Origin of the sequence: Streptomyces sp. NBC_00597 (genome assembly GCF_041431095.1) — a bacterium.
Classification (GTDB): Bacteria; Actinomycetota; Actinomycetes; order Streptomycetales; family Streptomycetaceae; genus Streptomyces.
The window spans coordinates 4,261,257-4,274,840 of sequence record NZ_CP107757.1 but is presented as its reverse complement, the minus strand read 5'-3'; the positions used below and the strand labels follow the sequence as shown (position 1 = coordinate 4,274,840).

The following is a 13,584-nucleotide window of genomic DNA, read 5'->3' as shown; positions in this document are numbered from 1 at the left end:
GGGAGGGGCGGTGGCGGTGGACAAGCGGACCGTGGTGACCGGAGTGTTGTGCGCGGTGGCGGCGCTGGGTGCGTCCGCTGCCATGACGAAGGTGGTGCCGGCTGCGGAGGACCGGTCGGCCCCGCACGTCAAGGCAGCGGCTCCGGCGAAGCCCTCGCCAGGCCAATCTTCGCGATCGCAAGCGGCGAAGGAGCCGCAACTGAGCACCTCGGGCACGCCCCGGCCGGGCAGCCCCGCCGCCTTCACCGGGGCCCTCTTCGAAGGCGGCGTGCAGGGCGACCACTTCTGCACCGCCACCGTCGTGCACAGTCCGGGCAAGAACCTGATCGTCACCGCCGGGCACTGCCTGCTCGCCGGGAAGCATGATGGCGGCGGGGCCGTCTTCGCACCCGCGTACGTGAACGGCGGTGCCCCGTACGGCGCCTGGACGATCGACGAGGTCTACGAGGACCCCCGCTGGTCCGACGACTCCGACGACGACTACGACCTCGCCTTCGCACGCCTCGCCCCGGACGCCTCCGGCCGCAACATCGAGGACGTCACCGGCGCCGCGACCCTGGACACCACGAGCCGCTCCGGTGAGGAGATCACCGTCACCGGCTACCCGGCGGACCGCAAGGTCCCCCGTACGTGCACGGCGTCGGCGATCCGCGAAACCCCGACCGAACAGCGCTTCGACTGCGCGGACTTCCCGGGCGGCACGAGCGGCAGCGCCTGGCTCGCCCGCGACGGGAAGATCATCGGCGTCCTGACGGGCGGCGACACGGACGACGTCTCGACCAGCACCATCCTCGGCGACTACGCGGCGGCGCTGTACGCCAAGGCGACCACCGCGGCCCGCTAGGGGCGTTCGCCGAGCACGTCCAGGTAGTGGGCGTTGTACATGAACCCCAGGACGTTGCCGAACGGGTCGACCACGGACGCGGTGACGAACCCCACGCCGCGCTCCGTGGGCGGCTGGTACTGCTTCGCGCCCATGGACAGCAGCTTCGCGAGCGTTGCGTCCACGTCGTCGACGTGCCAGTACGCGACGGCCCCGCCCGGCCCGGACGGCGCTCCGGCGGGCGCGTAGCGACTGTCGATCAGCCCGAGCTCGTGCTGGTAGTCGCCGAGCCGGAACTCGGCGTACCCGGGCCGCTCGAAGTAGGGTCCGAAGCCGAGCAGTTCGGTGTACCAGGCTTTGGCCGCGTCCAGATCGGCGGCCCAGAAACTGACGGTGGTCAGACCTCGCAACACGGACGCTCCCTCACTCGCTGCCGGTGCCGTACCGGTGCCAGGACACTAGCGGCCGAGTAGGCCGGTTCCTGACCTACTTGGCCGCTCAGACCACCAGCCCGAGGTGAACGGGCCCGGCCGGCGCGTCGGCCAGCAGATCCGCGAGCCGCGGCGGCCACAAGGGCTCCCCGAGCGAGGCCAGCGCCGGCTGTGAAAGCCACCGCCAGTGCGCGTCGGGCGACTCGGGCACGGGGTCGCGGCGGGGGCCGGTGGTCACGTAGATGTGCTCGTGCTGGCGCACGGGGATCCCCTGGTGGGTGAAGTCGTGCTCCCAGGTGCACAACAGTCGCTGCGGCTCAAGGTCGGTCCACCCGGTCTCCTCCCGCAACTCCCGCCGCACACACTCCTCCGGAGTCTCCCCGGGATCGATCCCGCCACCGGGCGGCAGCCAGTGGATGCCGACCTCGATGTTGTTCTCCCGGAAGAGGAACACCGAACCGTTCGGGGAGATGACCACAATGCGGGCTGCCTGCCTGGGAGTTCTCATCAACTCAGCGTACGACTCGGCGCCCCCCGGACCAACGGGCTTTCGACTGAGCCGGGGCCCGTGGGCTCGGGGCCGGGGGGGTCCGGGCCGAGCGGTGTCTATGGGATCGGCCGGGATGCCGGGGGCGGGGCCTGAGCCGTGTTGGTGAGGTGGGCCGGAACCCCGGGGGGCGGGGTCTGAGCCGAGCGGTGTCGGTGGAGTGTGCGGGGGCTTCCCGTCAGTCCACTGTCCTTCCGTGCCGTGCCGGCCCGTCAAGGGCGCTGTCTTCGTTCGCGTCGCTTCGCGATGTCGCTGCGCTCCACCCTTGACTGGCCGTCCCGTCCCGGAATGCCAAAGACCGGCCGGGCTTTCCGCTTCGCGCACCCGAATCCGCCGCCCCGGGGTTCCGGCCGGGCCTTCCGGCTTCGTGTATCCGGCCGCCGCACCGGAGCGGTGGACCTCGCGGCGCTCGCGGAGACGGAACTGGCCGGGACGGTGCCGATCGGGCCCGAGCCGGGCGAGCCCGCCGGGTCGGTGGGGCCTGCCGAGCCCACCGGGTCGGGGCCGGTCCCGGCTGCCGTGCCCGGCTCCGAGACGGGCCCGGCCGTCGTACGCGACCTGGCGCCGTTGACCGTGACCGGGGACCGGGCCCTGCTGGGGCACTTGGTGCGCAACCTGCTGGCCAATGCCGTACGGCACAACCGGCCGGGCGGTCGGATCACCGTGGCGACCTCCGCCGGCGGGGTCCTGACGGTGACCAACACGGGCCCGGTCATCGACCCCGCCGACGTGCCGCGGCTGCTGGAGCCGTTCCGGCGGCGCGCCGAGCGGCAGCACACCGCGGGGGAGGGCGCCGGGCTGGGGCTGTCGATCGTCGCCTCCATCGCGCGGGCGCACGGCGCGAGGCTGGTGGTGCGGGCGAACCCGGGACCGGGCGGCGGGCTGACGGTCCGGGTCCGCTTTCCGGGGGCATCCGCACCGCACCGGTCGGTGTCGCCCCCGGAATCCTGATGATCGCGTGTGTACCGTCGGAGACATGAGCGAGCACCCCCGAGCCGGCTCCCGCATTCCCCGCACCTTCCGCAGCCTCCGTAGCCTCCGTTCGCCCCGGCGGGTCGCCGTCGCCGTCGCGGCCACCGTGGGCCTGCTGGCCTTCGGTGCCGGCTGGGCCTACACGGTCCAGGAGGACGACTCCGGCGCCACGGTCCAGGCCCAGACCGGAGACCGTCCGGGGGACGCGGCCGCCGGGGCCGGCGCCTCCCGCCCGGCCAGTACCGCCGACGCCGCCCCCGTCGACGCCGCCCGTGCCACCCGCGGAGCGCGCGGCGCCCCGGGTGCCCCCGCGGCCCCGGGCGCACCCGGGACCGCCGCGCCGTCGTCCGACCCCGCCGAGGGGCTGACCGATGTCAGCGAAGAGACCCGGGCCCGGATCCCGGCCGCCACCCGCCAGCTCGTCCTCGTCACCGGCAAGGGGAGGGACTCCGCGGAGTCCACGCTGGCCCTCTACACCCGGCCGGCGGCCGGCGCCGACTGGGTCCGGGCCGGCAGCTGGCCCGCGCACAACGGCGCCAGCGGATGGTCGTCCGTCGAACGCGAGGACGGGGACCTCACCACCCCCGTGGGCGTGTTCACCCTGAGCGACGCCGGCGGTCTGCTGCCGAAGCCGCCGGGCACGAAGTTCCCGTACGACCGCAACCGGCTCTTCGTTCCCACCGGCCGGGGCGTGAACGGCGAGTCGCTCGCGGGCGCCTTCGAGTACGTCATCGCGATCGACTACAACCGCCGGACGGGGGTCTCCCCGCTGGACCTGTTCAAGCCGGAGGGCGAGGACAAGGGCGGCGGCATCTGGCTCCACGTCGACCACAACGGCCCCTCGCAGGGCTGCATCGGCATCTCGAAGGAGGCCATGAAGAAGCTCCTGACCACCCTGGACCCGGCGGCGAAGCCGGTCATCGTGATGGGGCCGGCCGGCTTCTGACCGCCCGGCCACCGACCGGTGCCGGGCTGGGCCCCGGCACCGGTACGGCGCGCCCCCGCAGCAGCAGCCCGATGTACGCCAGGTCGAAGACGCTGCACATGAGGCCGAGCCCGAGGATGAACGGCGAGTCCTCGACGACCCCGAACAGCAGGGTCGGGGCGAGCGTCCCCAGCCACTTGGCGACGGCGATCACGAGGGACTGCCCGCGCGGCCCGCGCCGGTCGGCGTAGAGGGCGATGAACAGGCCCGACATCAGCAGGTTCTGGAGGAACGCGGCGTACCGCGACGCGTCGAGCGTCCCGAAGTGCGCGACGAACAGCCACTGCACGGCGAAGCCGGTGCCGAACACGAGCACGCTCCACGCCGCGAACAGCGGCCGCGTCACGAACTCGGGCAGTTCGGCCCGTCCGAACCGCAAGTACGTCCAGATGATCGCGATGTCGGCGACCGCCCACACGACGTTGACGACCCCCTGCGGGGAGACCCCGTTCGTGAACGCGCCCACGGCATAGATCGACTCCCACGCGAAGTTCAGCGCGAGCGCGGCCACCGGCATCGCGCACGTGCCGTCCCGCAGCCCGACCCGGATCGCCTCGACGTACACGACGGTCCATGCAACCCCGCTGACCAGCGTCAAAAACAGATCCATCCGCGGCACCCTAGCCAACGGTCCGTGCCCCGTACACCCTCCGTGAGGGCCGGCTTTCAGCTACGACCCCTTGCCTGACGGACCGTCAGCTACGACGATGGCCCCCGGCGCCGGCACGGCGGTTCGGCAGGCGCGGGCGAAGGTCGAGACGAAGCGGAGGCGCCATGGCGCGCGTGTTTGCGGAAGGCCGGCTGGTCTACGGGATGCAGCTCCCGATCCAGTCGCAGAGCACCATCTACGCCGAGCCCTGGGAGGCCTCGGCGACCGCCCTCGACCTCGCCGAGGTGGCGCGGGCCGCCGACCGGGCCGGTTTCGGGTACCTCGCCACCTGCGACCACGTGGCCATCCCGCGCCGTCTCGCCGGAGCCATGAGCACCGTCTGGTACGACCCCGTGGCCACCCTCGCCTTCCTCGCGGGGATCACCGAGCGAGTACGGCTGCTGAGCCACGTCGCGATCCTGGGCCTGCGCCACCCCCTGCTCAGCGCCAAGCAGTACGCCACCGTCGACCACCTCTCGGGCGGCCGGCTCGTCCTCGGCGTCGGCGCGGGCCACGTGCAGGAGGAGTTCGAGGCCCTCGGCGTCGACTTCGCCGGGCGCGGGGCCGTCCTCGACGAGACCCTGGACGCGTTGCGCGCCGCCCTCGGGCCCGAGGAGTACCCGGAGTTCGAGGGCGAGCGGTTCGCCTTCAAGGACCTCGGCCAGCTGCCGCGCCCCGCCCAGCCCCGCATCCCCGTCTGGGTCGGGGGCTCCTCGCCCGCCGCCGTGCGCCGGGCCGCGGTGCGCGGTGACGGCTGGCTCCCGCAGGGCGACCCGCGGGACCGGCTCCCGGCGCAGATCGCCCGGATCAAGGAGCTCCGCGCGGCGGCCGGGACCACGGACCCCTTCGAGTTCGGTGCGATCACCGAGGCGCTGTACGTCGGCGAGCCCGGCTGGGACACCGGTCGGCGCACCCTCACGGGCAAGGCGGAGGCGCTCGCCGAGTCGCTGCGCGAGTACCGCGCGCTGGGCGTGGACCAGATCCAGGTCCGTTTCCGCAGCCGCGACCGCGCCGAACTGACCGATCAGATCACCGCTTTCGGGGCCGAGGTCGGCCCCCTCCTCAACGACTAGCCACTCGGGGGCAACACATGGGCAAGCTGGACGGGCGCGTCGTCGTCATCACGGGTGCGGCGCGCGGTCAGGGCGAGCAGGAGGCCCGGCTCTTCGCCGCCGAGGGGGCCAAGGTGCTCCTCGGTGACGTGCTGGACGAGCAGGGTGCCGCCGTGGCCAAGGAGCTGGGCGAGGACCGTGCCCGGTACGTACGGATGGACGTGGGTCGGGAGGAGGACTGGGCGGCGGCCGTCGCGGCGGCGAAGGAGGCGTTCGGCCGGATCGACGGCCTGGTCAACAACGCCGGAATCCTGCGCTTCAACGAGCTGGTCTCGACCCCACTGGAGGAGTTCCAGCAGTTGGTCCAGGTCAACCAGGTCGGTGCCTTCCTCGGCATCAAGACGGTCGCCCCCGAGATCGCGGCGGCCGGCGGCGGCACGATCGTCAACACCTCTTCGTACACGGGCCTGACGGGCATGGCGTACGTCGGCTCGTACGCGGCGACCAAGGCGGCGATCGTCGGCCTGACCCGGGTGGCCGCGCTGGAGCTGGCCGCCAAGGGCATCCGGGTCAACGCGATGTGCCCGGGGGCGGTGGACACCCCGATGGCCAACCCCGGCCTGCTGGACCCGGAGAACACGAGCGACGAGGCGCGGGAGGCGATGGCGGAGCTCTACCGGCGGGTCGTGCCGATGGGGCGGGTGGGCCGGCCCGACGAGGTCGCCAGGCTGGCCCTGTTCCTGAGCAGCGAGGACTCCTCGTACATCACCGGCCAGCCGTTCGTCATCGACGGCGGCTGGATGGCGGGCGTCAGCATCCTCTAGCGGCCCTCCACCCGTATCTGATGAGGCGTCAGGTATTGACGCTCCCGCTCCCGCGGTGGAACAGTCGACTCATCAAATCTGACGACACGTCAGAAATCAAAGGACGGTGAACCCCCTTGGAATTCGGGCTCTTCGTGCAGGGATACGTGCCTGAGGCGCGGTCCAAGGTCGACCCCGAGGCGGAGCACAAGGCGCTGATTGAGGAGACCGAGTACGTCATCCAGGCCGACAAGTCCGGCTTCAAGTACGCCTGGGCCTCCGAGCACCACTTCCTGGAGGAGTACTCGCACCTGTCGGCGAACGAGGTGTTCCTCGCCTACCTCGCCCACGCCACCGAGCGCATCCACCTCGGCTCCGGCATCTTCAACCCGCTGGCCCCGGTCAACCACCCGGTCAAGGTGGCCGAGAAGGTCGCGATGCTCGACCACCTCTCCAAGGGCCGCTTCGAGTTCGGCACCGGCCGCGGCGCGGGCAGCCACGAGATCCTCGGGTTCCTGCCCGGCATCACGGACATGAACCACACCAAGGAGATCTGGGAAGAGACCATCGCCGAGTTCCCCAAGATGTTCCTCCAGGAGGAGTACGAGGGGTTCCAGGGCAAGCACTGGTCACTGCCCCCGCGGAAGATCTTCCCCAAGCCGTACGGCAAGGCCCACCCGGCCATGTGGTACGCCGCCGGCTCCCCCTCCTCGTACGCGATGGCCGCGAAGAAGGGCCTCGGCGTCCTCGGGTTCAGCGTCCAGAAGGTCTCCGACATGGAGTGGGTGCTGGAGCAGTACAAGACGGCCATCCAGGAGGCCAAGGCCATCGGCGCGTTCGTCAACGACAACGTGATGGTCACCTCGACCGCGATATGCGCCGAGACCCACGACAAGGCGGTGGAGATCGCGGTCAACGCGAACATGAACCGCTTCCAGTCGCTGGTCTTCCGCTACCACGACACCTTCCCGCGGCCCGAGGCGATCCCGCAGTGGCCCGAGACGCTCCCCGAGTACAACGCGGAGATCATCGAGCTGCTGATCGCCGAGGAACTGCTGATCTGCGGAGACCCGTCCGAGGTGCTCGCCCAGTGCAAGCGCTGGGAGCAGGCGGGCGCCGACCAGCTGTCGTTCGGCCTGCCGACCGGCGTCTCGTACGAGGACACGATGACCACCATCAAGCTCATCGGCGAGCACGTCGTCCCGAAGATCGACACGGACCCGGTCCACCGCACGACGCGCTTCCGCCAGGCCGTCTGACCCGTCCGTCCGGCCGTCCGCCCGCCCGGCCGCCGGGCGGGCGCGAGAAGCAGGGGCGGCGCCTTCCCGGACCGCCGCCCCGGGCCGGGGCCCCGCGCCCCGGCCGAGGTCGGGGCCGGCCGGGGCGTGCGCGGCAGCGGCCTGCCGCCCGCCTCCCGGCCGGCCCCGCCCCACCGTCAACGGAGGAAGGACGTCATGCTCGATCACCTCATCCGCGCAGCCACCGTCGTGGACGGGACCGGCGCACCCGCGTACGTCGCCGACGTCGGGATCCGCGACGGGCGGATCGCCGTCATCGCCGAGCCCGGCGCCCTGCGGGAGGAGGCCCGAACCAGCGAGGACGCGCACGGGCTCGTGCTGTGCCCCGGGTTCGTCGACCCCCACACGCACTACGACGCCCAGCTGTTCTGGGACCCGTACGCGACTCCCTCCATGAACCACGGCGTCACCACCGTCGCCGGCGGGAACTGCGGGTTCACCCTGGCCCCGCTGCACCCCGGCCGCCCCGAGGACGCCGACTACACCCGCCGCATGATGAGCAAGGTCGAAGGCATGGCCCTCAAGGCCCTTGAGGAAGGCGTCGACTGGAGCTGGTCCACCTTCGGCGAGTACCTCGACGCCCTCGAAGGACGGATCGCCGTCAACGCCGGGTTCATGGTCGGACACTGCGCGCTGCGCCGCCACGTCATGGGCGCGGACGCCGTCGGCGGACAGCCCACGCCCGAGCAGATGCAGCAGATGCTCGACCTCTTCCACGACGCCATGAACGCCGGTGCCTGGGGACTGTCCACCACCCAGTCCGCCACCCACTCCGACGGCGACGGCGCCCCCGTCGCCTCCCGCCACGCCAGGCCCGCCGAACTCCTCGCGCTGTCGAAGGCCGTCTCCGAACACGAGGGCACCCAGCTCGAAGCGATCGTCGCCGGCTGCCTCGACCAGTTCGCCGACGAGGAGATCGACCTCTTCGTCGAGATGAGCGCCGCCGCCGGCCGCCCCCTGAACTGGAACGTCCTCACCATCGACGCCGCCGTCCCAGAACGGGTCCCGCGCCAGCTCGTACCGAGCGAGCGCGCCCGCAAGGCCGGCGGCCGCGTCGTCGCGCTGACCATGCCGATCCTCACCCCCATGAACATGTCCCTCGGCACGTTCTGCGCACTGAACCTGATCCCCGGCTGGGGCGAGGTCCTCGGCCTGCCCGTGCCCGAACGGATCGCGAAACTGCGCGACCCCGGCGTACGGGCCGAGCTGCTGCGCCGCGCCGACAGCAAGGAGGCCGGGGTCTTCCGGCGCCTCGCCCACTTCGGCCGCTACGTCATCGGCGACACGTACAGCAAGGAGAACGAGGGCCTGTCCGGCCGGGTCGTGAACGACATCGCGGCCGAACGCGGCCAGGACCCCTTCCAGTGCCTGGTCGAGATCTGCACAAACGACCAGCTGCGTACGGTGCTCTGGCCCATGCCCACCGACAACGACCCGGCGAGCTGGGCGCTGCGCGCCGAAACCTGGCAGCACGAGGACGTCATGCTCGGCGGTTCCGACGCCGGCGCGCACCTGGACCGCATGTGCGGGGCCCCGTACACGACCCGCTTCCTCGGGGACTGCCTGCGCGGCCGCAAGCTGGTCCCGCTGGAGCAGGCGGTGAAGATGCTCACCGACGACCCGGCGCAGCTGTTCGGGCTGCGCGAGCGCGGCCGGATCACCGAGGGCTTCCACGCGGACCTGGTGCTGTTCGACCCGGAGCGCATCGAGGCCGGGCCCGCGACGCTCGTGCACGACCTGCCCGGCGACAGCCCGCGGCTGGACGCCCGCGCGATCGGGATCGTGTCCGTACGCGTCAACGGCGTCGAGACCATCCGCGACGACCGGGTGACGGGGGCGATCCCCGGGACCGTGCTCCGCTCGGGCCGCGACACGAGGACGGTGAGCACGCGATGACCGCTCAGCGGCTCTACATCGGCGGCGAGTGGGTGGAGCCGGCCGCCGGCCACTACGAGGTGGTCAACCCGGCCGACGAATCGGTGGTCGGGCTCGCGCCGGAAGCCTCGCGCGCGCAGGTCGAGGACGCGGCGCGGGCGGCGGCGCAGGCCTTCGAGGGCTGGTCCCGTACGGCCCCCGAGGAGCGGGCGGCGGTCCTGGACCGGGCTGCGGACATCATGCAGCGCGAGTACGAGCCGTGGGCGGCCCTCGCCCGGGCCGAGACGGGCGCGCCGACCGGGATCGCGCGCGCGATGCAGGTCGGGGTCGGCGTCTCCCGCTTCCGGCGGTACGCGAAGGGCGCCCTCGAACCGGTGGAGCGCGGGCTGCCGCCGCAGGTCACCGCGGCCGGGCCGATGGGGCGGGCGAGCATCCTGGGGGCGCTGGAGGTGCGCCAGCCGGTCGGCGTGGTCACCTGCATCACCTCGTACAACAACCCGTGGGCGAACCCGGCGGGCAAGGTGGCCCCGGCCCTGGCCATGGGCAACACGGTGGTGGTCAAGCCGGCCCCGCAGGACCCGCTGTCGGTGTTCAAGATGGCCGAGGCCCTGCACGAGGCGGGCGCCCCCGCCGGGGTGGTCAACGTGGTCTGCGGCGCCTCGGTCGAGGTCGGCGAGGCGGCGGTGGACTCCCCGTACGTGGACATGGTGTCGTTCACCGGCTCCACGGGCGTCGGTCAGCGCATTGCGGAGGTCTGCGGCCGTTCCATGAAGCGCCAACTGATGGAGCTCGGCGGCAAGGGCGCGGCGATCGTCTTCGAGGACGCCGACCTGGACGCGGCCGTGATGGGGATCGGCACCACCTTCTCCTTCTACAGCGGCCAGATCTGTACGGCCCCGACCCGGGTGATCGCCCACCGGGCGGTCTACGAGCAGCTGATCGAGAAGCTGACCGGCTACCTGGCCTTCATGAAGGTCGGCGACCCGGCGGTGGCGGGCACGGTGGTCGGCCCGGTGATCTCGGCGGCGCACCGGGACCGGGTGGAGTCGTACGTCGAGCTCGGACGCAAGGAGGGCGCGCGCATCGCGTACGGCGGCGAGCGCCCGGTGGTGGGGGACGGCCGCGGCTTCTACGTGGCGCCCACGCTGCTGGTGGACTGTACGAACGACATGCGGGTGGTGCGGGAGGAGATCTTCGGCCCGGTGGTGGTGGTCGTCCCCTTCGACGGCGACGGCGACGGCGACGGCGGCGAGGACGAGGCCGTGGCCCTGGCCAACGACAGCGATTTCGGCCTGCTGAGCTACGTGTGGTCCGGGGACGCGGCGCGCGCCTTCCGGGTGGCGCGCCGGCTGCGGGCGGGCGGGGTCGGCGTGAACACGATCGGCCGGAACATGGAGGCGCCGTTCGGCGGCTTCAAGCGCTCGGGCGTCGGCCGCGACGTGGGCTCGTACGCACTGCACGCGTACAGCGAGACGCAGTCGATCGTCTGGGCGGGCTGAGACGCGGGTCACGGGGGCGGGGGCTGCGGCCCGCCCCCGCCCCCGTAACCGGCGGTGTCACGCGATCCTCGTACGCCGCCTCGGCCTGCGGTCATGAGACGTCCGAACGGTCACCCCAAAGTGGGGCCGGGCGGTGACCCGGGCTCCGGCGGGTCGTTCACCACGGCATGAACGTCATGAAGCGCCGCCTCGCCGCCCTGGTCCTCACCAGTGGCGCCGCCCTCGCCCTGACCCCCGTCGCCGCCCACGCCGACGGGCCCACCCTTGAGGCGGCCGCCCCGCTCGCCCGCCGCGTCGGCGACGTCGTCGACCACCCCGCTCATGCCGTGCAGGACACGAAGACGGCCGTGGGCGTGACCGCCTCCGCCGCCAGGTCCGCCACGAAGGCCACCGACTCCTCCCTCGCCGGCGCGGGCAGCGCCCTGGGCGGGCTCCCGAAGCCCCCGGCGGTCCGCTGACCGGGCCACGGGGCGACGTTCGGGGCTGACGGGCGGGCCTTCAGGGGGAGTTGATCGTTGAGCAGGCCATGATCCTCTGGTTGCTCAACACCTTCAGCACGCTCACCCTCGGCGTCCTCCTCGTCGGCGGCTTCGTCGCCCTCGCCGTGGCTGGCAGCATCGCCGCCCGCCGCCGCTTCCCGCACCTGGCCGGCGGCGAGCACAACGAGATGGTCGGCGTCGCCCTCGGCATGTTCGGCGCGATCTACGGAATCATCCTCGCCTTCGTCGTCGTCACGCTCTGGACCCAGCTGGAGAACACCCAGACCGTGGTCGCCACCGAGGCCACCGACCTGGCCCTGGTCGTCCGCAGCGCCGAGGCCTTCCCGCCGGCCGAACGCGCGCGCGTGGAAAGGGCGGTGGGCGACTACGTGCACGCCGTCGTAGAAGTCCAGTGGCCGAAGATGCGGGACGGCCTGCCCAGCTACGACGCGACCGCCGAGCAGACGCACGGGCTCTACCGGGCCCTCCAGGCGTACGAGCCCGCCGGCGCCCGCAGCGAGACCTTCTACGAGGAGGCCGCCGGCCGCCTCAACGACGTCGCCGCGCAACGTCGGGCCCGCATCACCATGGCCGAAACGTCCCTGCCGGTGCTGCTCCAGGTGCTGGTGTACGGGGGCGCGCTCGTGATCCTCCCGCTCACCTTCTTGTTCGGCCTGCGCAGCCTGAAGATGCAGCTGCTGTTCGTCTCGGCAGTGGCGGGGCTGATCGGCTTCAGCCTGCTGCTGGTGATGGCGCTGGACCGGCCGTTCGCGGGCGACCTGAGCGTGAGCCCGGCCCCGTACAAGGAGGCGGCGCTGGCCCAGTTCTGGCCGGCCCCGTAGCGGCTCAGCCCCAGGTGCGGGAGCAGAGCACGAGGCGGTAGCCGTCGGGATCCGCGACGGTGACCCCGTACGCGTCCCAGTACGGGTTGTGCGCGGCGACCCGGGTCCCGCCGTGCTCGACGAGCCGCTGGACGAGGGCGTCGTCCGGGGCCTCGCCGAGGTAGACGACGAACAGGTCGTCGACGGTCGGGGACGGCACGACGGGATTGCGGGGATCCCGGGTCAGCTCGAAGTGCCACCCCCCGCCGGCGGGCCCGACCATCAGCAGCTCGTGCTCCCCGGGCGCGATCTCGCCGCTGCGCCACTGGACCCCGAGCCCGAGCCCGCCGACGTAGAACCGCTCGGCGGCGACGAGGTCGAGGCAGGGCCGGGCGATACGGACGTGCATGCCTGAAGTGATCACGGGAGGAGGGTACGGCGGGCCGGGCGGGACTTCGAGCTCGAACGGTACGGGCCGAGCTCGCCGCACGGACGGCCTGCGCCCCACTCGTGGGCCAATGGCGGCGCATCGCGGACTGAGCGCGCCGCGCCGGCCTCTCAGGGCCGCCAGCGGGGGGCGCCGTCGTCCGGCTTGGTCGGGCTGGCGAAGTGGAACGGGACGCCGAGGTGGTCGGCGAGTGCCGAGCCCGCCCGGGTGGCCAGGGCGGCGTGCGGGGCGAGGGGGCCCGGGTCGGCGTCACCGAGGGCGCGGACGCCCGTGCCCCAGTAGATGGTGGCCAGGCGGTGCTCCCCGGCGGGGGCATCGGTGACGGCCAGCAGCTCCACGAACCAGTCGTGGACGGTGTCCCCGTCCCAGACGGCCTCGACCGCGACGACGCGGCCCGGGAGGCCCGCGGTGCGGGCCGCGAGGGAGTCGAGGTCGACCGGGGAGTCGGGGGTGCGGGCCACCCGGTCCCCGAAGTGCTCGTAGCGGGCGGAGACGAGCTCCTGGGCCGCGTTCAGGCCGAGGCCCTGCGCGCGGCCCGCTTCCCAGACGGTCCGTACCGCGTACATCAGGCGGTCCTGGAGGACGAACCCGTCGGCCTGCGCGCGGATGCCGGCCGGGAGGCTCTCCCACTGGTGGCTCATGCGGATCCCTCCGGGACGAAGATGCTGACCCGGTACGAGGTCGGGTGGACGAGACGGCCGCAGAACATGTCGAAGCGCAGGTGCTCCGGGTCGGTGACCTTGCCCTCGGCGTAGAGGCCGCGGACGTACTCCTTCAGTTCCGCGTGTTCCTGCGTGGAGAACAGCGGTTCCCAATGGCCGGGTACGTCCTGTACCCGGCGCTGGGCCCGTTCTCTGCTCCGCTTGCGTTTGCGCTGGCCCGGCATGTGGATCAGCCCCCTC

The 13,584-nt window shown here is 72.5% G+C and carries 16 protein-coding genes; 10 read left to right on the top strand and 6 right to left on the bottom strand.

Going from position 1 to position 13,584, the window contains the following annotated elements; all coding sequences use genetic code 11:
• Nucleotides 1-16 precede the first annotated feature (16 nt).
• Entirely contained in the window at nt 17-844 is an 828-nt protein-coding gene (locus OG974_RS19080; RefSeq protein ID WP_327283902.1) for a trypsin-like serine protease, read from the top strand.
• Here the strand turns inward: OG974_RS19080 and OG974_RS19075 are convergent.
• Nucleotides 841-1,236, bottom strand: a complete 396-nt coding sequence (locus tag OG974_RS19075; RefSeq protein WP_327283901.1) for a VOC family protein — start codon at nt 1,234-1,236, stop codon at nt 841-843. The two genes, OG974_RS19080 and OG974_RS19075, sit on opposite strands and share 4 nt — an antisense overlap.
• Before the next feature lie 85 nt (nt 1,237-1,321).
• The gene (locus OG974_RS19070) at nt 1,322-1,762 is read right to left on the bottom strand and encodes an NUDIX domain-containing protein (protein WP_327283900.1); all 441 of its coding nucleotides are present in this window, start codon (nt 1,760-1,762) and stop codon (nt 1,322-1,324) included.
• Nucleotides 1,763-2,194: 432 nt separating this feature from the next.
• Between OG974_RS19070 and OG974_RS19065 the strand changes: the two genes are divergently transcribed.
• The gene (locus tag OG974_RS19065) at nt 2,195-2,752 is read left to right on the top strand and encodes a sensor histidine kinase (protein ID WP_371643846.1); all 558 of its coding nucleotides are present in this window, start codon (nt 2,195-2,197) and stop codon (nt 2,750-2,752) included.
• A gap of 25 nt (nt 2,753-2,777) precedes the next feature.
• Nucleotides 2,778-3,719: a L,D-transpeptidase family protein gene (locus OG974_RS19060; RefSeq protein WP_371643844.1), complete on the top strand. Its 942-nt coding sequence runs from the start codon at nt 2,778-2,780 to the stop codon at nt 3,717-3,719.
• On the opposite strand, the gene OG974_RS19055 is transcribed toward OG974_RS19060, so the two are convergent.
• On the bottom strand, nt 3,691-4,368 hold the full coding sequence (locus OG974_RS19055; RefSeq protein WP_328763046.1) for a hypothetical protein: 678 nt from the start codon (nt 4,366-4,368) through the stop codon (nt 3,691-3,693). The two genes, OG974_RS19060 and OG974_RS19055, sit on opposite strands and share 29 nt — an antisense overlap.
• Nucleotides 4,369-4,532: 164 nt before the next feature.
• Between OG974_RS19055 and OG974_RS19050 the strand changes: the two genes are divergently transcribed.
• From OG974_RS19050 to OG974_RS19020, 7 genes are all read left to right on the top strand, one after another.
• Complete coding sequence (locus OG974_RS19050) at nt 4,533-5,480, top strand: LLM class F420-dependent oxidoreductase (RefSeq protein WP_328763045.1); 948 nt, start codon at nt 4,533-4,535, stop codon at nt 5,478-5,480.
• Nucleotides 5,481-5,497: 17 nt separating this feature from the next.
• Nucleotides 5,498-6,283, top strand: coding sequence for an SDR family NAD(P)-dependent oxidoreductase (locus OG974_RS19045; protein WP_371643841.1), 786 nt, complete (start codon nt 5,498-5,500; stop codon nt 6,281-6,283).
• A gap of 116 nt (nt 6,284-6,399) precedes the next feature.
• On the top strand, nt 6,400-7,521 hold the full coding sequence (locus OG974_RS19040; RefSeq protein WP_327283895.1) for an LLM class flavin-dependent oxidoreductase: 1,122 nt from the start codon (nt 6,400-6,402) through the stop codon (nt 7,519-7,521).
• Between the two features lie 195 nt (nt 7,522-7,716).
• Nucleotides 7,717-9,456 (top strand): D-aminoacylase, encoded by a 1,740-nt coding sequence (locus OG974_RS19035; protein ID WP_327283894.1) that lies wholly within the window; start codon nt 7,717-7,719, stop codon nt 9,454-9,456.
• Nucleotides 9,453-10,934, top strand: coding sequence for an aldehyde dehydrogenase family protein (locus OG974_RS19030; RefSeq protein WP_371643839.1), 1,482 nt, complete (start codon nt 9,453-9,455; stop codon nt 10,932-10,934). Before OG974_RS19035 ends, OG974_RS19030 begins: the two co-directional genes overlap by 4 nt.
• A 167-nt stretch (nt 10,935-11,101) precedes the next feature.
• Entirely contained in the window at nt 11,102-11,392 is a 291-nt protein-coding gene (locus tag OG974_RS19025) for a hypothetical protein (protein ID WP_327283892.1), read from the top strand.
• A gap of 68 nt (nt 11,393-11,460) precedes the next feature.
• A complete protein-coding gene (locus OG974_RS19020) occupies nt 11,461-12,255 on the top strand; it encodes a DUF4239 domain-containing protein (protein WP_327283891.1) in 795 nt (264 codons plus the stop codon).
• A 4-nt stretch (nt 12,256-12,259) separates the two neighbouring features.
• Here the strand turns inward: OG974_RS19020 and OG974_RS19015 are convergent, their stop codons facing one another.
• From OG974_RS19015 to OG974_RS19005, 3 genes are all read right to left on the bottom strand, one after another.
• Nucleotides 12,260-12,658, bottom strand: a complete 399-nt coding sequence (locus tag OG974_RS19015) for a VOC family protein (RefSeq protein ID WP_328763042.1) — start codon at nt 12,656-12,658, stop codon at nt 12,260-12,262.
• A 134-nt stretch (nt 12,659-12,792) separates the two neighbouring features.
• Nucleotides 12,793-13,323 carry a hypothetical protein gene (locus OG974_RS19010; protein ID WP_327283890.1) on the bottom strand — a complete coding sequence of 177 codons (531 nt, stop codon included), beginning with the start codon at nt 13,321-13,323 and terminating at the stop codon, nt 12,793-12,795.
• Nucleotides 13,320-13,568, bottom strand: a complete 249-nt coding sequence (locus tag OG974_RS19005) for a hypothetical protein (protein ID WP_327283889.1) — start codon at nt 13,566-13,568, stop codon at nt 13,320-13,322. Before OG974_RS19005 ends, OG974_RS19010 begins: the two co-directional genes overlap by 4 nt.
• Nucleotides 13,569-13,584: the final 16 nt, after the last annotated feature.